Source organism: Roseomonas alba (genome assembly GCF_019430885.1).
Classification (GTDB): Bacteria; Pseudomonadota; Alphaproteobacteria; order Acetobacterales; family Acetobacteraceae; genus Neoroseomonas; species Neoroseomonas alba.
The window spans coordinates 353,016-371,877 of the sequence record NZ_JAHYBZ010000004.1 but is presented as its reverse complement, the minus strand read 5'-3'; the positions used below and the strand labels follow the sequence as shown (position 1 = coordinate 371,877).

The 18,862-nt window shown below is 70.2% G+C and carries 18 protein-coding genes; 10 read left to right on the top strand and 8 right to left on the bottom strand.

Annotated elements, in window-relative coordinates; all coding sequences use genetic code 11:
• Positions 1-40 precede the first annotated feature (40 nt).
• The 6 genes from KPL78_RS13450 to KPL78_RS13425 all read left to right on the top strand — a co-directional run bounded on the left by KPL78_RS13450 (position 41) and on the right by KPL78_RS13425 (position 6,765).
• Positions 41-523 carry a MarR family transcriptional regulator gene (locus KPL78_RS13450; protein WP_219763471.1) on the top strand — a complete coding sequence of 161 codons (483 nt, stop codon included), beginning with the start codon at positions 41-43 and terminating at the stop codon, positions 521-523.
• Complete coding sequence (locus tag KPL78_RS13445; RefSeq protein ID WP_219763470.1) at positions 504-1,643, top strand: HlyD family secretion protein; 1,140 nt, start codon at positions 504-506, stop codon at positions 1,641-1,643. Before KPL78_RS13450 ends, KPL78_RS13445 begins: the two co-directional genes overlap by 20 nt.
• On the top strand, positions 1,636-3,213 hold the full coding sequence (locus KPL78_RS13440; protein WP_369412748.1) for a DHA2 family efflux MFS transporter permease subunit: 1,578 nt from the start codon (positions 1,636-1,638) through the stop codon (positions 3,211-3,213). The genes KPL78_RS13445 and KPL78_RS13440 overlap by 8 nt, the downstream gene beginning before the upstream one ends.
• Before the next feature lie 114 nt (positions 3,214-3,327).
• Positions 3,328-4,476: a patatin-like phospholipase family protein gene (locus tag KPL78_RS13435; protein ID WP_219763469.1), complete on the top strand. Its 1,149-nt coding sequence runs from the start codon at positions 3,328-3,330 to the stop codon at positions 4,474-4,476.
• An 11-nt stretch (positions 4,477-4,487) separates the two neighbouring features.
• A complete protein-coding gene (locus tag KPL78_RS13430; RefSeq protein WP_219763468.1) occupies positions 4,488-5,804 on the top strand; it encodes an NAD(P)/FAD-dependent oxidoreductase in 1,317 nt (438 codons plus the stop codon).
• Positions 5,805-5,817: 13 nt separating this feature from the next.
• Positions 5,818-6,765 (top strand): YeeE/YedE thiosulfate transporter family protein, encoded by a 948-nt coding sequence (locus KPL78_RS13425; protein ID WP_219763467.1) that lies wholly within the window; start codon positions 5,818-5,820, stop codon positions 6,763-6,765.
• Positions 6,766-6,768: 3 nt separating this feature from the next.
• Here KPL78_RS13425 and KPL78_RS13420 read toward each other — a convergent pair whose 3' ends face one another.
• The gene (locus KPL78_RS13420; protein WP_219763466.1) at positions 6,769-6,984 is read right to left on the bottom strand and encodes a DUF1127 domain-containing protein; all 216 of its coding nucleotides are present in this window, start codon (positions 6,982-6,984) and stop codon (positions 6,769-6,771) included.
• Between the two features lie 110 nt (positions 6,985-7,094).
• On the opposite strand from KPL78_RS13420, the gene KPL78_RS13415 reads away from it, so the two are divergent.
• The gene (locus KPL78_RS13415; RefSeq protein ID WP_219763465.1) at positions 7,095-8,021 is read left to right on the top strand and encodes a transcriptional regulator GcvA; all 927 of its coding nucleotides are present in this window, start codon (positions 7,095-7,097) and stop codon (positions 8,019-8,021) included.
• A 140-nt stretch (positions 8,022-8,161) separates the two neighbouring features.
• Here KPL78_RS13415 and KPL78_RS13410 read toward each other — a convergent pair whose 3' ends face one another.
• The 3 genes from KPL78_RS13410 to KPL78_RS13400 all read right to left on the bottom strand — a co-directional run bounded on the left by KPL78_RS13410 (position 8,162) and on the right by KPL78_RS13400 (position 10,074).
• Positions 8,162-8,752, bottom strand: a complete 591-nt coding sequence (locus tag KPL78_RS13410; protein ID WP_219763464.1) for an RNA polymerase sigma factor — start codon at positions 8,750-8,752, stop codon at positions 8,162-8,164.
• Positions 8,753-8,982: 230 nt separating this feature from the next.
• Positions 8,983-9,762 (bottom strand): SDR family NAD(P)-dependent oxidoreductase, encoded by a 780-nt coding sequence (locus KPL78_RS13405; RefSeq protein ID WP_219763463.1) that lies wholly within the window; start codon positions 9,760-9,762, stop codon positions 8,983-8,985.
• Between the two features lie 108 nt (positions 9,763-9,870).
• Positions 9,871-10,074, bottom strand: a complete 204-nt coding sequence (locus tag KPL78_RS13400) for a hypothetical protein (protein ID WP_219763462.1) — start codon at positions 10,072-10,074, stop codon at positions 9,871-9,873.
• A 351-nt stretch (positions 10,075-10,425) separates the two neighbouring features.
• Between KPL78_RS13400 and KPL78_RS13395 the strand changes: the two genes are divergently transcribed.
• Complete coding sequence (locus KPL78_RS13395; RefSeq protein WP_219763461.1) at positions 10,426-10,983, top strand: YgjV family protein; 558 nt, start codon at positions 10,426-10,428, stop codon at positions 10,981-10,983.
• Positions 10,984-11,029: 46 nt separating this feature from the next.
• On the opposite strand, the gene KPL78_RS13390 is transcribed toward KPL78_RS13395, so the two are convergent.
• From KPL78_RS13390 to KPL78_RS13380, 3 genes are read right to left on the bottom strand one after another with little or no spacing between them, the layout of a single operon-like run.
• Positions 11,030-12,193 carry an acyl-CoA dehydrogenase family protein gene (locus KPL78_RS13390; RefSeq protein WP_219763460.1) on the bottom strand — a complete coding sequence of 388 codons (1,164 nt, stop codon included), beginning with the start codon at positions 12,191-12,193 and terminating at the stop codon, positions 11,030-11,032.
• A 19-nt stretch (positions 12,194-12,212) separates the two neighbouring features.
• On the bottom strand, positions 12,213-14,294 hold the full coding sequence (locus KPL78_RS13385; protein ID WP_255569015.1) for an acetate--CoA ligase family protein: 2,082 nt from the start codon (positions 14,292-14,294) through the stop codon (positions 12,213-12,215).
• An 11-nt stretch (positions 14,295-14,305) separates the two neighbouring features.
• The gene (locus KPL78_RS13380; protein WP_219763458.1) at positions 14,306-15,097 is read right to left on the bottom strand and encodes an enoyl-CoA hydratase/isomerase family protein; all 792 of its coding nucleotides are present in this window, start codon (positions 15,095-15,097) and stop codon (positions 14,306-14,308) included.
• A gap of 125 nt (positions 15,098-15,222) precedes the next feature.
• Between KPL78_RS13380 and KPL78_RS13375 the strand changes: the two genes are divergently transcribed.
• Positions 15,223-16,641, top strand: coding sequence for an MmgE/PrpD family protein (locus KPL78_RS13375; protein ID WP_219763457.1), 1,419 nt, complete (start codon positions 15,223-15,225; stop codon positions 16,639-16,641).
• Positions 16,642-16,954: 313 nt separating this feature from the next.
• Here KPL78_RS13375 and KPL78_RS13370 read toward each other — a convergent pair whose 3' ends face one another.
• Positions 16,955-17,782, bottom strand: coding sequence for a GntR family transcriptional regulator (locus tag KPL78_RS13370; protein ID WP_219763456.1), 828 nt, complete (start codon positions 17,780-17,782; stop codon positions 16,955-16,957).
• Positions 17,783-17,872: 90 nt separating this feature from the next.
• On the opposite strand from KPL78_RS13370, the gene KPL78_RS13365 reads away from it, so the two are divergent.
• Entirely contained in the window at positions 17,873-18,850 is a 978-nt protein-coding gene (locus KPL78_RS13365; RefSeq protein WP_219763455.1) for a tripartite tricarboxylate transporter substrate binding protein, read from the top strand.
• Positions 18,851-18,862 lie beyond the last annotated feature (12 nt).

The following is an 18,862-nucleotide window of genomic DNA, read 5'->3' as shown; positions in this document are numbered from 1 at the left end:
TACCTATTCGTCACCTAACTGTCCTGCTAGCGTCACCGGCATGCCTGATGGTTCCGGCCTCGCCCAGACGCGTTGGCAACTCGGCGTCGCGATCGGCCAGATCGCCCGGCGCTGGCGGGCGCGGCTCGATCAGCGCATCGCGCCTTTCGGCCTGACCGAGGCGCGCTGGCTGGTCCTGCTGAACCTGGCCCGCCGCGGCGACGGCATTACCCAGACGGCACTTGCCGCGCGGCTGCGCATCGAGGGTCCGACCCTGGTCCGCACCCTCGATTGGCTGGAACGGCAGGGCTTCGTCGAACGCCGCACCGCACCGCAGGATCGCCGTGCCAAGACCATTCATCTCACGGACCAGGCGCGCCCTGTGGTGATGCGCATCGAGGGCGAGGCCGCCGCCGTCCGCGCCGATATCCTCGCCGGCATTCCGGAGGAGGAACTGGCCGTCTGCCTCGCCGTGCTGCAGCGCGTCGCGGCCGGGCTGGCGCGGCTGGAGGAGGAGGCCGGGGATGGACGTCGGTCAGCCTAGCAGCACGCCCACGACGATGCTGCCGCCGCGCCGGGCCAGCCGACGCCGGATGCGGCTCGCCGCCGGTCTCGTCGCGGTGCTGGCGGTGATCGGCGGCGCGGCGACCTGGGTCCATCACCGCTTCACCACTATCTTCGTGGACGATGCGCGCATCGCGGCGGACATGGTCGCCCTGTCCAGCCGCCTGCCGGGCTGGATCACCGAACTCGACGTGATCGCCGGGGACAGCGTGGCGAACGGCGCGGTGCTGCTGCGCATCGACAGCCGGGAGGCCGAGCTCGCCCTGCGGGAGACCGAGGCGCGCCTCGCCGGCCTTGCCGCGCGCAGGGCCGAGCTGGAAGCCCGCCTCGCCATGGTGGACCGCCAGACGGAAAGCCAGCAGGCGGCCCAGAGCGCCCGGCTCGAAGCCGCTCGCACGGCGCTGCCCGCCGCCGTGGCCGAACGCGTCTTCGCCGAAGGCGAGTTCCAGCGGGCCGGGCAGCTTTTCGGCACCGGGTCCGGCACGCGGCAGCGGCATGAACAGACGCGCGCGCTGCTGGAATCGGCGACCCAGCGGGTGCTGTCCGTCGCCGCCGAGATCCGCAACGCCGAGGCCCAGCTCGCCACCGCCGGCGCGGCGCGGGAGGAACTGACCGTGCTGCGCCGCCAGCTCGATGCGCTGGACCCGCAGCAGCGCGAACTGGCGGCCCAGCGCGACCGCATCGCGATGGATATCCGCGACCGCACCATCCTGATGCCCTTCGACGGCGCCGTGGGCCGCGTCTTCGTCGATCGCGGCGAATACGTCACCGCCGGCCAGCGCCTGATGCTGATCCACGACCCCGCCCGCGTGCGGGTCGAGGCCAATGTGCGCGAGACCGAGATCCGCTACTTCCATCCCGGCGCGCCGGTGCGGCTGCGGGTCGATGCCTATCCGGGCCGCAACTTCGACGGCGTGGTCGAACGCGTCGGCACCGCCGCCACCAGCGAATTCGCGCTGCTGCCGAGCCCGAATCCCTCGGGCAACTTCACCAAGATCACCCAGCGCCTGCCGGTGCGCATCGCCCTGCCGCAGGGCACCCGCGACGGCCTGTTGCGGCCCGGCATGATGGTCGAGGTGGAGGCGCTCGCGCGTGAGTGACGCGGCCGCTGCGCCGGCCTGGCCTGGCCGGCTGGCGGGGCCGCCCATCGAGGAGATGCGCGAACGCTGGGGCGCGTCCTATCGCTTCCTCGTCACCTTCGCGGTGATGATCGGGACCATCGCGACGATCCTGTCGGCGACCATCGTCAATGTCGCGCTGCCGCAGGTGATGGGCGCCTTCGGCATCGGGCAGGACCATGCGCAGCTCATCGCGACGGCGTTCCTGGCCGCGGTGACCTCGACCATGCTGCTGAATGGCTGGCTGGTGGACAGCTTCGGCTGCCGGCTGACCTATGCCGCGGCGATCATCCTGTTCGTGCTGGGGTCGATCATCTCGGGCGCGGCGCCGAATGAGGGCGTTCTGATCCTGGGGCGCGTGCTGCAGGGCGCGGCGGCGGGGATGATCCAGCCGCTCGGCATGCAGATCATCTTCCAGGTCTTCCCAGCCGAGCGGCGCGGCGCGGCGATGGGGCTCTATGCGGTGGGCGTGGTGCTGGCCCCGGCGCTGGGGCCCGCGGTGGGCGGCGTGATCGTGGACGGGGCGGGCTGGCGCGCGGTGTTCTTCCTCGGCGTGCCCTTCGCACTCGCGGGGTTGGCGCTGGGGCTCGTCTTCCTGCCCGGGCCGTCGCATGGCGGCCAGCGCCGGCGCTTCGACGGGCCGGGCTTCCTGTTGCTCGTGCTGGCGCTGCTCGCCCTGCTGACCGGGCTGTCCAGCGGCCAGCGGGAGGGCTGGGAGTCCAACCGCGTCATGGTCGAGCTCGGCCTCGCCCTGTGCGCGGCGGTCGGCTTCGTGCTGTGGGAATTGCGCACCGAGACGCCGATGCTGAACCCGCGCCTGTTCACGGTGCGCGCCTTCGCCTGTTCGGCGGCGGTGGGGCTGGTCTATGGGGCGGCGCTGTTCGGATCGACCTATCTCGTCCCACTCTTTGCCCAGACGGTGCAGGGCTATACTGCGACGCGGGCCGGGCTGCTGCTGATGCCGGCGGGCCTCGCCATGGTGTTGGTGTTTCCGATCGGCGGGCGGCTGGCCGATCGCTTCCCGCCCTGGATGCCGATCGGGGCAGGGCTGCTGCTGTTCGGCACTTCCTCCCTGCTGATGCATGGGATCGGGACCGACACGCCCTATTGGACGCTGGCGATCTGGATGCTGATCGGGCGGATCGGCTTCGGCTTCGCGATGCCGAGCATGAATGCCGGCGCGCTGCGGGCCCTGCCACCGAAATGGGTGGGGCAGGGGTCGGGGGCTGTGAATTTCGCGCGGCAGTTCGGCGGCGCGATGGGGGTGAACCTGCTCTCGATCATCCTGGAACGCCGCACCCAGTTCCACGTCCAGGCGCTGAACGACACCCAGACCGGCGGGCCGGCGACGCGCGCGCTGCTCGATCAGGTGGAACGCTTGCTGGCGCAGGACGGGGTCGCGGAACCCCTGCGCCAGGCGGCGGCGGAGAACTTCCTGTCCCAGATGCTGCTGTCCCAGGCCAGCATGCTGGCCTTCCGCGACAGTTTTCTCGCCGTGGCGCTGATCTGCGCCGCGGCCCTGGTGCCGGTGGCGATCATGCGGCGGCGGTAGCGCGCCGCCAGCGAAACCATTGCGCGGCCGCTGACGAACCGATGGGGGAAACCGACGGTCGCGCGGGCTGCCGCCCGATGCGCCGCGGCATCCCGCATCGAAGGACGCCCGACCATGCTCACCACACCGGACACCAGGCGGCACGCCGTGATCGACCGGACGCAGCTCGGTCAGATCGTGCTCGTCCTGCAGGGCGGCGGCGCGCTCGGGGCCTATCAGGCGGGCGTCTACCAGGCGCTCGACGAGGCCGGTATCGAACCGGACTGGGTGATCGGCACCTCCATCGGCGCGATCAACGCCGCGATCATCGCCGGCAACCGGCCCGATCAGCGGCTGCCGCGCCTGCGGGAATTCTGGTCCCGCATGCAGCGCGACCCGGTGGCCGAGTTCGTCTGCCGCATGCCCGGCTGGGGTGCGGCGGCGGCGAATGCGATGACCGTGCTCGGCGGGCTGCCGGCCTTCTTCAAGCCGAACCCGCTGGCGGCACTCGGCCTGACGCTGGAGCCGGAGACTGCCGGCTACTACTCGACCGCGCCGCTCGAGAAGACGCTGGACGAGGTGATCGACACGGAGATCCTCAGCGCGTGCACGACGCGACTGACCGTCGGTGCGGCCAATGTCCGCACCGCGCAGATGCGCTACTTCGACAGCCGCGACATGCCGGTCTCGATCCGCCATGTCATGGCCTCCGGCGCGCTGCCGCCGGCCTTCCCGGCGGTGCGCATCGATGGCGAACTCTACTGGGATGGCGGCATCCTCTCGAACACGCCGGTCGAGGCGGTGTTCGACGATGCCCCGCGGCGCAGCGGCCTCGTCTTCACCGTCAACATCTGGCACCCGGAAGGGCCCGAGCCCGACGACATGATCAAGGTCATGGCGCGGCAGAAGGACGTGCAATACGCCTCCCGCGCCAAGTCGCAGGTCGAGCGGCAGAAGCAGATCCACCGGCTGCGCCACATCATCGCGGAACTCGCCCAGCGCCTGCCGGAGGAGACCAAGGCCGATCCCGAGATCCGGCACATGACGGCCTATGGCTGCCTCACGCGCATGCATGTCGTCCGGCTGCAGGCCCCCGCCGTGGTGGGGGAAGACCACACCAAGGACATCGACTTCAGCGCGCGCGGCATCCGGGAACGCTGGGAAGCGGGTTACGCCGACACCATCCGCGTGCTCGACCAGCAGCCCTGGACGCATCAGTTCGATCCGCTGGAGGGATTCATCCTCCATGAGACCGAAGCCGGCACGATCCTCAGCGAAGGGTGAGGGAGGCGAGGATGCAGCGGATCGCGATCATCGGCGGCGGCTTCGCCGGCTCCACCGCGGCGAGCATGCTGGCCCGGCGCCTGCCGCCCGGCTGGGAAGTGCTGCTCATCAGCGAGGAGAGCTACACCACCTACAATCCGATGCTCTCCGAGGTGGTGGGTGCCTCGGTCTTCCCGGAGCATGTCGTGGCCCCCCTGCGGCAGGTGCTCGGCATCGGGCGGCGCGGGCGCTTCGTGATGGGGCGGGTGTCGGGGATCGACCTCGCGGCGCGGCGCATCACCTGCGACACCCTCGCCGGCGAGCAAGGTTTCGCCTACGACCACCTGGTGCTCGCCTTCGGCAATCGCGCCCGGCGGGACCTGATCCCCGGCATGGCGGAACATGCGCTGCCGCTGAAGACCGTCGGCGACGCGCTGCATATCCGCAACATCGTGCTGCGGCGCCTGGCGCGCATCGAGCTGGAGAGCGATCCGGCGATCCGGCGTCGCCTCGGGCGTTTCGTCGTGATCGGCGGGGGCTTCTCCGGCGTCGAGGTCGCCGGGGCGCTGGCGGATTGCCTGAAGGGCATCGCGCGCTACTACCCGGGCGCCGAGGCCAAGGCGCTGAAGGTCGTGCTGGTGCAGAACCTGCCGCGCCTGCTGCCCGAGCTGCCGGCATCGCTCGGCGAGGCGGCTCACCGGATGCTCATGACCGATGGGGTGGAGATCCGGCTCGATGCCTCGGCGGCGCGCATCCGGGAGGATGGCGTGATGCTCGCCGATGGGGAGCTGATCGAGGGCGCGACGATGATCGGCACCATCGGCACGCGCCCCAACGCGCTGGTCGATTCCCTCGGCCTGCCTCTGGAACGCGGGCGCATGCGTGTCGAGCCGGGCATGCGCGTGGAGGGCCTGCCCAACGTCTGGGCGGTCGGCGACTGCGCCTGGGTGGTCAATGCGCGGGATGGCGGCGTTTCCCCGCCGACGGCGCAATTCGCCATCCGCCAGGGCGAACAGCTCGCGCGCAACCTGCTCGCCGCGCTGAAAGGGCGGGAGGTGCGGCCCTTCCGCTATCGCCCGCGCGGGTCGATGGCGGCGATCGGCCACATGAACGGCGTCGCCGAGGTCTTTGGCCTGCGCATCGCGGGCCTGCCGGCCTGGCTGCTGTGGCGCGCCTACTACCTCTCCCAGATGCCGACCTTCGGGCGGAAGCTGCGCATCTTCGTCGAATGGAGCTGGGGCATGCTGTTCCCGGCCGACATCACGCATATCCGCTTCACCCGCAGCGTCGAGCATGAGAGCGAGCCGGCCGAGGCGGAGACACCCCCCGAACGAAGCGCCGCCGCGTGAGGGAGGATGCGCCATGGAGATCCTGCTGCTCAGTGCCGCCTTCGTGTTGGCGGCGATCTGCGCGGGGCTGATGGGCTTCGCCATCCAGCGCGGCGCCACCTGCACGGTGGCGGCGGTGGATGAGGTGATCGACAAGCGGTCCTTCCGCCGCCTCGCCGCGATGGTCGAGGCCTCGGCCTGGGTCGCGGGCGGGCTGGTCGTCGCGAATGCGCTGGGGCTGCCAGGGGCGATGCCGGGCGGCTACGCGCTGCATGGATGGACGGTGGCGGGGGCGGTGCTGCTCGGGCTTGGCGCCTGGGTGAACCGGGCCTGTGCCTTCGGGTCCATCGCACGGCTGGGCAATGGGGAATGGGCGTATCTCGCGACACCGATCGGCTTCTTCGCGGGTTGCCTTGCCTTCGCACGGCTAGCCGGCAGCGGGGCCACGGTGATGCCGGCCGCAGCCTCGCCGATCTTGCAGGCACCGGCCTGGGCGGCGCTGCCGGTCGCGCTGGTGCTGGCCTGGCGACTGGCCCGGCACGCCAGGGGCCGCTGGACGCCGCATGCCGCGACGACGGTGATCGGCATCACCTTCGTCGTCATGCTGCTGCTGGTGGGCGCCTGGAGCTACACGGACGCGCTGATGGAAGCATCGCGCGGCATGGCGGCCAGCGTCACGGCGCGGCTGCTGCTGTTCGGCGCGCTGCTGGCGGGCGCGATCCTGGGCGGGTGGCATGCGGGCCGGTTGGGCAGCCAGCGCGTCACGTCGTCGGCGCTGCTGCGCTGCTTCGCCGGCGGGGCGATCATGGCCTGGGGCGGGTTGCTGGTGCCGGGCGGCAATGACGGGCTCATCCTGCTCGGCATGCCGCTGTTCTGGCCCTATGCCTGGGTGGCCTTCCTGGCGATGTGCCTGTCGATCGCCGCCGCGCGGCTGGCGCAGGCGCGGATCGCCTGGCCGGCCACGCGGCAGGCTGCGCGCTGAGGCTCAGACGCGCCAGAAGGGCTTGCGCGCCTCGATTCCCGCCTCGAACGCCGTCACCCCGATGTCGCGCAGGGTGCGGGCATCGAGCGTGGCGAGGACCTGCCGCTCGCGCGACCGCGCCAGCATCAGCCTGACTGCATGAAGGGCATCGCCCGCAAGCCGCGACAGGTGGAGAGCGGGCAGCGCCCGCGCGGCCGAGGTGAAGGTGGTGAATGACATGGATTTCTCCCGCATTTCGCTGGAATTTCTGACGAGACTCTGGTCCCGGTCAGCGTCATTCACAAACCAATTCGATTGCGCATGAGGCTTAGCCGAACTATCTCTTGCCTATGTCTTCGCGCCTGCCACCCCTGGCCTCGCTGCGTGCCTTCGAGGCCGCCGCGCGGCATCTCAGCTTCGCCAAGGCGGCGGAGGATCTGCTCGTCACCCCGGGGGCCGTCAGCCAGCAGGTGAAGCAGCTTGAGGACTGGCTCGGCGTCGCCTTGTTCCGCCGCCTGCCCAGGGGCGTGTTGCTGACCGATGCCGGACAGCTCTACGGCAGCGAATTGCGCGAGGTCTTCGCCCGCCTCGCCGCGGCCAGCGACCGCGTGCGGCGCCATGCCGCATCCCCGGTGCTCACGGCCAGCATGTCACCCTCGCTCGCCGCGCGCTGGCTGATTCCGCGCCTCGGCGGATTCCGCGCGCGGCATCCCGATATCGACGTGCGGATCGAGGTGAACCCCCTGCCGACCGACTTCACGCGCGAGAATGTCGACGTCGCCATCCGCCACGGGCCGGGTCCGTCCTGGCCCGGGCTGCACGCGGACCTGCTGTTCCCGCACATCGTCTTCCCGGTGTGCAGCCCGCAATTGCTCGGCTCCGGCCCGAAGCTGCGCGACCCGCACGACCTGGCGCACTTCACGCTGCTGCATGAGGATACCTGGGCCGACAGCCTCGGCCGTCTGCACGACATTCCCTGGAGCGCCTGGCTCGCCGCCGTGGGCGCGGGGGAGGTCGATGCCTCGCGTGGCCTGCACTTCGCGCAGACGCATATGAGCCTGCAGGCGGCCATGGCCGGGCAGGGGGTGGCTCTCGCCAACCATGTGCTGGCCGGGGAGGATCTGCGCGCCGGGCGGCTGGTGCGGCCGCTGCCGCAACAGGTACCGGCCGACAGCAGCTACTGGTTCATCTGCCCGGAGGCGACGGTGACGCATCCGCGCGTCGCCGCCTTCCGCGCCTGGGTGCTGGAGGAAGCGGCGCAGGAGTGCTGGGACTGAGAGCCTGTCCCAGAAGTCGCGTGGCGGCGACTGCTGAGGTCCGGCACCGGCCCGCGCCCCCACCCGGCCACCCAACGACGGTGTCCTGAATGGGTGGCCGGGTGGGGTGCGGGCCGGTGCCAGATTTTCCGGACAGACTCTCAGGCCGCCTGCTCCAGCCGCTGCCGCAGCGTCCGCACGCCGCGCCAGCACGCGATCTTCAGCGACCCGACCGAGAAGCCCGACCGCCGGCTCGCCTCCGCGAGCGACAATTCCTCGAATCGCGTCAGGGTCAGCGCGATGCGTTGCGCGGCCGGCAGCGTCGCGACCAGGGATCGCAACTCCGCGCCCATCACCTGGCCCGGGCCATTGTCGCGCGTCGCCGGCGCGGCGATGCATTCCTCGGCTTCGGAGATCGGCAACTCGTCGCGCGCATGGCGGTGCCGCCAGCGGATGCGGTCGACGCAGCGGCGCTCGCAGATCACCTGCAGCCACGGACGCAGCGCCCGGCCGGGTTCGTAGGTGTGGCGAAGCTGGTGGACGGTCAGCAGCGTGTCCTGCACAGCTTCCTCGACATCGGCCGGATTGTTGAGCCGCCGGCGTGCCACGGCACGCAGCAGTGGCAGGATCTCCCGCAACAGCCGGTCATAGGCGCGGGCATCGCCGCATTGGGCGGCGGCCATCAGGGCTTCCCAGGCGCCGGGCGCCGCCTCGCCATGGCTGCGCCGGGGGGTTCCGGGCTGATGGTTCATGACACCCTCCTCGACCTGCGCCGGCGCGATCGCCGGATCTGCAGGCGGGAGTGTGGTCCGCGCGGCGGGCAGAGCGCCAAGACCGGTCCCGCATCGGTTCGATGCGGGGGGCGTATCACGCCCTCGGCGAAGGGGTCCTCTTCCGGGCCCTCGCGCGCGTGGGTGCCGCACGACGACGCGGGAACCGTGAAGGTCGACGGCCTCCGGGCCCTCGCGCGCGTGGGTGCCGCCTACAGGTTCCGCCGCGCTGCCCGCAGGGTCGGCAATCCGATCCCGGCCGCCTCGAACCCGCCGTCGACGGCGATGACCTGGCCGGTGATGTAGGAGGCGCGCTCGGTGCACAGAAAGATGATCACTTCGGCGAGTTCCTCCTCGAGCCCATAGCGGTTCAGCGGAATGGCATCGTGGTAGTCGCGGCGGATTTCCGTCGTGTGCACGGCCTTGGCCATGGCCGTATCGACCGGGCCGGGTGCCACCGCATTCGCACGGATGCCGAGTGCGGCCAGTTCCACCGCCTGCTGCTTCGTCAGATGCGCGAGCGCGGCCTTCGAGGTGCCGTAGGCAACCCGCAGCGTCGAGGCACGGACACCGGAGATGGAGGTAATGTTCACCACCGCCCCGCCGCCGGTCTCGGCCATGATCGGCGCGGCCGCCTGGGTGGCCAGGAAGGGGCCGGTCAGGTTCACCGCCATGGTGCGCGCCCATTCTTCGGGCGTCGTCTCCAGGATCGGCTTGAACACGGCGATGCCGGCATTGTTCACTAGCGCATCGAGCCGGCCGAAATGCGTCGCGGCCCGCTGCACCGCCGCCCGCAGGGCTGGCCCGTCCGCGACGTCGCACAGCAGCGGCAGGGTGAGGTCGGGCTCGCCGATATCGGCCATGGCCGCGGCGAGCAGCCCTCCGTCGATGTCGAGCAATGCGACGCGCCAGCCCTCGGCCAGGAAGCGGCGCGCGGTGGCGAGCCCGATGCCGCGGCCCGAACCGGTGACCAAGGCGACCTTGGCGATCATGGCGGACGTCTCCCTGTTCATGGCCGGACATGCAAAGGCCCGGCGCCGCCATGTTTCCATGGCGATGCCGGGCCGCACAGCCCGGACCGATGCCCGGTGGAAACGCCCTTACTGGCGGGGCGCAGCCGACAGCAGAGCCGTCACCGCGTGCAGCAGGCGGACGGCATCGTCCTGCCCGGCCTCATGGGCCGCGGCGAGAATCCGCTCGATCGCATGCGTCGCCGCGGCGATCGGGTCCTGCGGGACCCCAAGCGAGACGTGTTCCGACGGCCGAAGCATCCCTAGCCGACGAGGCTCGACGATGTGGTTCATTGATGACCCCCTGATGCGTGCAGCGACGGCGCCTGGAATCCCCCGATCCGCGGCGCCGCTGGTTCAAATGGGCGGTACGGTGCCCAAACTTCACGCATACGTTAACAAGTCCTAAATCACCCAGGGAAGCATGAAGCCGATGCTATTTCGCATCGATAGACCATTGTGGTGCCGCCGCATCACTGCGACATGAGCCATCGCCACGGCGGCTCGCATTCCATGCTGCTGTCACATGATGTCAAAGATGCCATGCGCCTGATGCGTGGCTCTGGTCACATCTTCGCCCTGCTTTTCGCGTATCTCCCCTCCGCCGAGCATCCGATTCACGCCGGTGCCCGCCTGGAGCCCATCGTGTCCCTCTCCGCCCTTCTGCCTTCCGTCGCCGCGCTGACGGAGCCTGCGAACATTGCCGGTTTCGTCGCCCTCGGCTCGTCCATCACCTGGCCGCTGCTGCGCCGGCGTAAGGCGATCCTGGCTGTGCAGGTGGCCGGCTCTCTGCTGTTCGCGCTGCACTACCTGCTGCTGGGCGCCACGACGGCGGCCGCCATGTGCGTCATGGGCGCCTTGCAGGGCATCGCGCTCGTGGTGCTGATTGAGCGCCGGCATCGCATCGCCGTGGTGGGCGCCACCCTCGCCATCGGCAGCGTGGTCAGTGCCCTGACCTGGAACGGCCTGCCGTCCCTGCTGTCCCAGGGCGGGCAGGCCATGTCGGCCTTCGGGCGGCTGCAACTGGACACGCAGAAGCTGCGGCTGTGGTTCCTGGCCTCGGTGTTCTTCTGGTGCTCGCACAATCTGATGGTCGGGTCGGTGTTCGGCCTCTGCTCGGACACGCTGGCGCTGACCTCGCTGCTGCTCGGCCTGTGGCGGAACCGCGCGCCGGCGGTGAAGCTGCGCAACGCGACGGCCTGACCCGGCGGCAGGCGAGCGGCGGCCGCAGCCGCCGCCCCCCGACCGATCAGACCGACCCGCGCCGCAGCACGCGCTTGGCGATGGCCATGCGGTGGACCTCGGTCGGGCCCTCATAGATCCGCATCAGCCGCGCCTGCTGGGCAAACAGGTGCAGCGGCATCTCCTTCGTCATCCCCATGGCGCCGAAAGTCTGCATCGCCTGGTCGAGCACATCGCGCGCCATCTCGGTCGCGAAGACCTTGATCATGGACGCTTCGTCCTTCACGTCCTGCCCGGCATCCATCTTCTCGGCGGCCGAGAGCACCATCAGCCGCGTCGCGTGGATCTTGATGGCGGCATCGGCGATCCACCACTGGATCGCCTGGCGGTCGGCGAGCTTCACGCCGAAGGTCACGCGCTGCTTGGCCTGCTCGGTCATCATCTCGATGGCGCGGCGGCACATGCCGACGCAGCGGGCGCCCATCTGCAGCCGGCGCACGTTCAGGCGCAGCTGCATCGGCGCATAGCCCTGGCCGAGTTCGCCCAGCACCTGGGATTCCGGCACGCGGCATTCGTCGAAGACCAGCTCATAGGTCAGCCGGCCGCCGATCATCTTGATCTCGCGCTCGATGATGAAGCCGGGCGTGTTCTTCTCGACGATGAAGGCGGTCATGCCCTCGGCGCGCTTGCCCTCGCCGGTGCGGGCCATGACGATGATGAAGTCGGCGGCCGGGACACGGCTGACCCAGATCTTGCGGCCGTTGATGACCCAGTCGGTGCCGTCCTTGCGCGCGCGGGTGATCATGCCGGCCGGGTCGCCGCCGGCGCCGGGCTCGGAGATCGCGATGCCCGACTTCGCCGTGCCGTCCGCATAGGGCTGCAGGTAGCGCTCACGCTGATAGTCGTTCACCACCGAGAGCATCATGTGCAGGTTGGGGCTGTCGGGCGGGAACTCGAAGGGCGTTATGGTGCGGGAGACTTCCTCCTCCACCAGCATGCGCGTCACCGTGTCGAGGTTCGCACCCCCCATCGATTCCGGCACGTCGAGGCCCCAGAGGCCGAGTTCCTTGCACTTGTCGAGGATCGGACCCTCTTCTTCCTCGGTCAGCGCCCATTTCTGGCCGGCCGCTTCCCGCGCCAGCACGGCGGGTTCGAGCGGGATCAGCTCGCGCTCCACGAATTTGGCGACGAGGTCCTGCAGCATGCGGGCCTCTTCGGTGATCATCGTCATCGGTCGACTTCCTGAAGCATCAGCCGAGGGCGATGAGGCCATCGACGGCGACGGCCCCTTGCCCCTCGGCACGGATGATGAGCGGGTTGATCTCGGCTTCCTGCACGGCCTCGCCGTCCAGGCAGGCGAGTAGCGAGATCGAGCGGATGGCGCGCGCGAGGGCCGCGACGTCGCCGCGCGGCAGGTTGCGGAAGCCCTGGATCAGCTTGAGTTCCGGCAGTTCCGCGATCATCTCCAGCGCCGTGGCCTCGCTCACCGGCGCGAGGCGGACACAATAGCTGCGCTTCAACTCCGCCAGCACGCCGCCCATGCCGAGCATCACCACCGGACCGACCTCGGGGTCCCGGCGGTAGCCGAGGATCACCTCGGCAAGGCCGCGATGCATCGGGGCCACCAGCACGCCTTTGACGCGCGCCTGCGGGAACTTGTCGCGGGCGATCGCCAGCAGGTCCGCGACGGTCGCCTGGATGGCGGCATCGCCCTCGACATTCAGCCGCACCAGCCCGGCATCGGTCTTGTGCAGGATGTCCGGCGACAGCAGCTTCACCGCCACCGGGCCGGCGAAGCCCGTCGCCTCCTCCGGCGCCGCGACGATGCGGCTGCCGGGGCCTTCGATGCCCAGCGCCTCGAACACCGCGCAGGCCTGCGCCTCGTCGAGCCGCGGCGCGCCCACGGCGTAGAGCCGTTCGGCCGCGCCGCGCCAGGCCGCCGGCGGCACGGCCTCCACCGGCTTCGGGGCGCGCCAGTTCAGGAAGCTGTGCAGCGCATCGGCGCAGGTCTCGGGGGTGCGGAAGGCCGCGATGCCGGCCTCGTCGCAGATGCGGATCGCCTCATCGGCCTGCGGGGCGGCGAAGACGGCGATCGGCTTCGATCCGTCATAGACGTCGAGCACATTCTCGTTCACCTGGGTCGGCCGCAGCCGCGCCGTGGACCCCAGCACCGCGACCACCGCATCGCAGTGGTCCGACGCAACAAGTTCCTTCAGCACCGTCGTGTACTGCCCCTTGCCGCCGCCCATCGGAAGGTCGATCAGCGGGGAGGCGCTGATATGGATGTCCTGCGCGGCGAGGCGCTCGCGCATCTCCGTCGTCGGGCCGACGACCGCGTCCCCGCGCAGGCCGACGCCGTCCACCACCATCGCGGCGCCGCCACCCGTGCCGGTCAGCACGGCCACGCGGTTGCCCTTGGGCGGGGTGCGGCCGAGCACGAGGCGCGGCAGTTCCACGAGCCCCTCCAGCGTCTCGACGCGCAGGATGCCGTTCTCGCGGAAGAAGGTCGCGGCGAGCTCATCCGCGCCCACCATCGCCCCGGTATGCGACACGGCGATCTGCCGCCCGACATCCGACCGGCCGAGCTTGTAGACGATCACCGGCTTGCCCAGCGCATGCGCGCGGCGCGCGGCGGCGGCGAGCTTCGGTGCATCGCGCAGCGTCTCGAGGAACATCAGCACGCAGCGCGTCGCCTCGTCCTCGACCATCAGCTCGGCCATCTCGCCGGCGCCGATGTCGCTTTCGTTGCCGACGCTCACCAGCTTCGCGAAGGTGAAGTCGCGGGCCATGGCGCGCGACAGCAGCGCGCCCATCATCGACCCGCTCTGCGACACCACGGACAGCCAGCCGGGCTTCAGCGCCTCGGCCTCGACCGCCGCGTTGTTGGTGATCGGCACGCCATCGGTGACGTTCACCAGGCCGAGGCAGTTCGGCCCGATCAGCCGCATCCCACCCTCGCGTGCCATGGCGACGATGCGGTCCTGCGCGGCACGGCCCTCGGCGCCGAGTTCCGCGAAGCCGGCGCTGTACAACGTCGCGACCTTCACGCCCTTCTCGACGCAGCCGGCGATGGCATCCGGCACCGCCGCGGCGGGGACCATGATGAAGGCGTGGTCGATCGGACCTGGCGCCTCGCGGATGGAGGGATAGGCGACATCGCCCATGATCTCCGCCGCGCGGGGATTGATGGGCAGGATGCGGCCCGCATAGCCCGCCTTCTTCAGCACGCGCTGGGCCCGGGCGTTGTTCTTGGTCTGGTCGGCGGTGGCGCCGATCAGCGCGATGGCGCGCGGCCGGAAGATCGCATCCGCAAGCGTGGCGCGGTCATTCATCGCATTCACGATCAGCGTCCCTTGAATTGGGGTTCACGGCGCTCGGCCATGGCGGCGCGGCCCTCGGCGAAGTCTTCCATCTGCCGCTGCCAGCTCTGTTGCATGAACTCGCGCTCGGTCGCGGCATCGAAGGCCTCGGCCATGCCGCGCCGCATGGAGGCACGGACGGTCTGCACCGCCGCCGGCGAGGACACCGCGATTTCCCGCGCCAGGGCCTGGGCGGCGGACAGCACCTCCGCCTGCGGCACCAGCATGTCGGCGAGGCCGATGCGTTCCGCTTCCGTCCCGTCGATGCGCCGGCCGGTGTAGAACAGCAACGCCGCCTGCTGCTGTCCGATCAGCCGCGGCAGGGTGTAGGACAGGCCGAAACCCGGATGGAAACCGAGCCGCGTGAAATTGGCCGAATAGCGCGCCTCGGCGCAGGTGACGCGGAAATCCGTGACGACCGCCAGGCCGAGCCCGGCGCCGATCGCCGCCCCTTGCACCGCGGCGATGATCGGCTTGCGCGTCCGCAGCAGCCGCCCGGCCTCGACGTAGAGGATCCGTCCCGGCTGCCCCTCCGGCGAGGAGAGCCCGCCGGAATCGCCCTTCGAGAAATCCGCCCCCGCGCAGAAGTGCTTGCCTGTCCCGGTCAGCACCACGGCCCGGCACCGGGAATCCTGGTCCAGCGCCTCCAGCCGTTCGGCGATGCGCACGATCAGATCCCGGTTGACGTGATTGTTCGGCGGGCGGTTGATGGACAGGGTAACGACGTGGCCCTCCTGCGTTTCCAGGAGCGTGTCGTTCACATCGGTGTCGGCCATGGCCGCTTCCTCCAGTACAGGGTCCGCCGCGCCGCTTGCACACAGGACGGCGCGGTCATAATCTTGTTCTTACAAGATGACAACTCGGCCTGCGCGGCCGGCTATCAGAGCAAGGAAACGCACCGATGGACATGCCCCTTCCCGAAACAGGTGTCACGACCACCGGTCCGACCCGGGCGCTTGCCGAGTTCGTCGCAGGCCTCGACCTCGACCAGGTCGATGATTTCGCCCGGCATGCGGCGCGGCGGCACCTGATCGACACGCTGGGCGCCATGATCGCCGGGGCGACGCAGGACGCGACGCTGTCGGTGGAAAAGGCCTTCGCGGCGGCCGGCATCGGCGCCGGCGCGGTGCCCATGGCCGGCGTGGCGCAGCGCTATGACGCGCTCTCGGCAGCCTATATCGGCGGCACGGCGGGGCATGGGCTGGAGCTCGACGACGGCTACCGCGCCGGTTCCGTTCATCCGGGCGGCGTCGTGGTGCCGCCCGCGCTGGCACTCGGCGCGCAGCGCCATGTCGATGGCCGCCGCTTCCTGACCGCGATCGTCGCGGGCTACGAGGCAGCCTGCCGCATCTCCGCCGCGAGCCATCCGCGCGCGCGTTGGCGCGGCTTCCACAACACCGGCACCGCGGGCGTCTTCGCGGCCGGCAGCGCTGCTTCCGTCCTGCTCGGCCATGATGCCGACCAGGTCGAGAACATGATCGGCACCGCAGCCTCCTATGCCGCGGGGATCTTTACCTTCCTCGCCGGCGGCGACGTGAAGCGCACCCATCCGGGCCATGCGGCGCGCGAGGGTCTGCTCGCTGCCCTGCTGACCGAATCCGGCCTGCCCGGCCCGCGCGGCGCCCTGGAATTCAAGGACGGCTACTTCAACGCCTATGCCGGCGGCGACACCGGCGAGGTGGACTACGCGAAGATCGACCTGCTCGCTGCCGGCGACAACCATCCGAAGTCACGCTTCGCCGTCGCCAACTGCTACATGAAGCCCTATGCCTCCTGCCGGCATATCCACGCCATGGTCGATGCCGTGCTGGACATGGCCGCGACCGAGGGCCTGATCGCCGAGCAGGTGAAGTCCGTCGAGATCGGCAGCTACCGCGTCGCCGCCACGCATGGCGGCGTCGGCTGGTCCGAGATGACGACCGCGCAGATGAGCATCCCCTTCGTCGTCGCCACGGCGTTGCAGCGTGGCCGCGTCACGCTGGCGGATTTCGGCGAGGCCGACCGCCAGGACCCGGCGATCATTGACCTGGCCGGCCGCATTACCACCGGCGTCGATGCCGAATGCGACGAGATCTATCCCCGCAAGCGCGGCGCGAAGGTCTCGGTCACGCGCCATGACGGCAGCGTGCTGCAGCGGACGGTGATGGAGCCGTATGGCTCGGCGTCCAAGCCGCTGAGCGACGAAGGTGTCGCGGAGAAGTTCCTCGGCCTCGCCGCGCCTCGCCTGGGACAGGCGAAGGCGGAAGAGGCGCTCGCCATGCTGTGGCAGGTGGACGAACTCGCGGATGTCGCGCCGCTCGCTGAGGTTCTGGCGGCGTAGAGGTCGCTATCGGAGGGGCTCTGCCCCATACGCGCGAAGATGAGGCGCTGACGGCAATGGAGAGAGGCTCTGCCCCTCTCCAAACCTCACCCCGCCAAGTGCTTGGAGCACTTGGAGCGCAATCTGTTGGCGCCAGGCACTACGGGCATTCTGATCCATCCCCGCGCGCTTCGTGCGCAGGAGCGGGTCTCGGCATCATTCTTCCTGTGGCGCCCGGCGCCAGGTTGAGGTTTGCAAAGGCCTTTCGGCCTTTGCTGGGGAGAATCCGAGAAGGGCAAAGCCCCTCTCGGTCCCATAGTGCAGAATGAAGCACTCACCCGCCGTCCGGCGCGCCCAGTCGCAGCGTGTAGACGAAGTGGTCCGCTGCCGCGTGGATGTTGGTCGTCGCCTCGATCAGCGTCCCGCCTGCGGCGAGGAACCGCCGCCGGATGCATAGCCCCGGCGACCCCGGCGCCACACGGAGCGCCGCCGCCTGTGTAGCGTCGAGGGCGATGGCCCCCATCTCCTGTTCCACGGCCTCGACCGCGATGCCGCGCCGGCGAGCGATCAGGCGATAGGCCGGGATGTCTGCGAGTTCCTTCGACTCCACCACATCGGCGAATTCCTCGGCGATGTAGAGTTCGCAGATCGAGATCGGCGCGCCGCGCCCTTCGGCCGCGCAGCGCATGCCGGTGACGTGCTCCCAGGCCGTGCCGGGTTCACAGCCGATCCGGGCGGCCAGCGCCTCGTCGGCCTTCACTGTCACGCGCTCGGCGATGTCGAGCCGGACGCGTTCGGCATAGCCCATCACATCGGTCACCGACCGCACGGCGAGCACGTATTGCCCGCGCGGCTGGTCGGCGATGACGCGCGTGCCGACGCCTTGCGCGCCGGCGACGAGGCCGATCTCGCCGAGGCGCCGCAGCGCTTGGCGGATGGTCGACCGGCTGACGCCGAAGCTCTGGCAGAGCTCCTGTTCGGTCGGCAGCAGGGCGCCGACGGGGCGCCGGCCGTCGAGGATCTCCGCCGCCAGGGCGGTCGCCACGGTGACGTAGAGCGGCTGGCTGCCGGCGAGGAGCTGCGCGGCATCCGACGCGGCGGCCGGGTTGACGTCCAGACGGGGCGGCCGGCCGCGGCGGGCGGGGGTTATTGATCGGGGCATCGGAAAGTTATACTCATGTCCGTACAATAATATCAGTTCGCATCGCCTCGGTCGCAGCCTCCCTGCCCCGGGGCCCTCGGAGGAAACCCCATGCCCATCCAAACCTCCCGCCGCACCCTGTTCGGCGCCGCCGCCGGCCTTGGCCTCGCCGGCCACGCCCGGGCGCAGACGCCGGCCTGGCCGAACCAGCCTGTCCGCATCGTCGTGCCCTTCACGCCCGGCGGCAGCAACGACAATTTCGCCCGGCCGGTGGCCGAGGCGCTGCAGACCGCCCTCGGCAAGCCTGTGGTGATCGAGAACCGGCCCGGCGCGGCGGGATCCATCGGCGCGGCCTTCGTCGCCAACGCGCCGGCCGATGGCCATACGCTGCTGCTCGTGTCGAGCTCCTTCGCCACCAGTTCCACCATCCGCCGCACCTCCTTCGACGCCATCGAGAGCTTCGATGCCATCGCGCAGCTCTGCACTGCGCCGATGGTGGTCGTGACGAAGCCCAACAGCCCCTTCCGCACCATGGACCAGCTCGTGAGCCATGCCCGCGCCAATCCGGGTTCGCTGCTCTATGGCATGGCGGGACTCGGTGGCGTCGGCCATTTCGCGATGGAGGCGTTCAATCTGGCAAGCCACCTCCAGATGGAAGCCATTCCCTATGCCGGCATCGCGCCGGCGCAGGCCGATCTGGTGTCCGGCCGCATCGACTTCCTGATGACCACCATCGCCTCGGTCCGTGGCCTGGTGGAGGCCGGCACCGTGCCGGTGATCGCCGTGACCACGGCCGAGCGCATGCCCTCCATGCCGCAGGTGCCGACCATCCGCGAAAGCACCGGCATCAATTTCGAGGTGACGGTCTGGTGGGGCATCCTCGGTCCGCGCGGCGTGCCCGTGCCGGTGCAGCAGCGCCTGAATGCCGAGATCAACAAGGCCGTGGTCGCGCCGTCCTACCAGCACTTCCTCTCGGCCGAGGGCGCGATGCCAGCCCCTTTGCCCATCGACGGCTTCCGCCAGGCGCTGCGCGACGACATCCTGCGCTGGCGCGAGGTCGCCCGCGCGGCACGGATCAGCGTGACCTGACGCGCGCCGCCG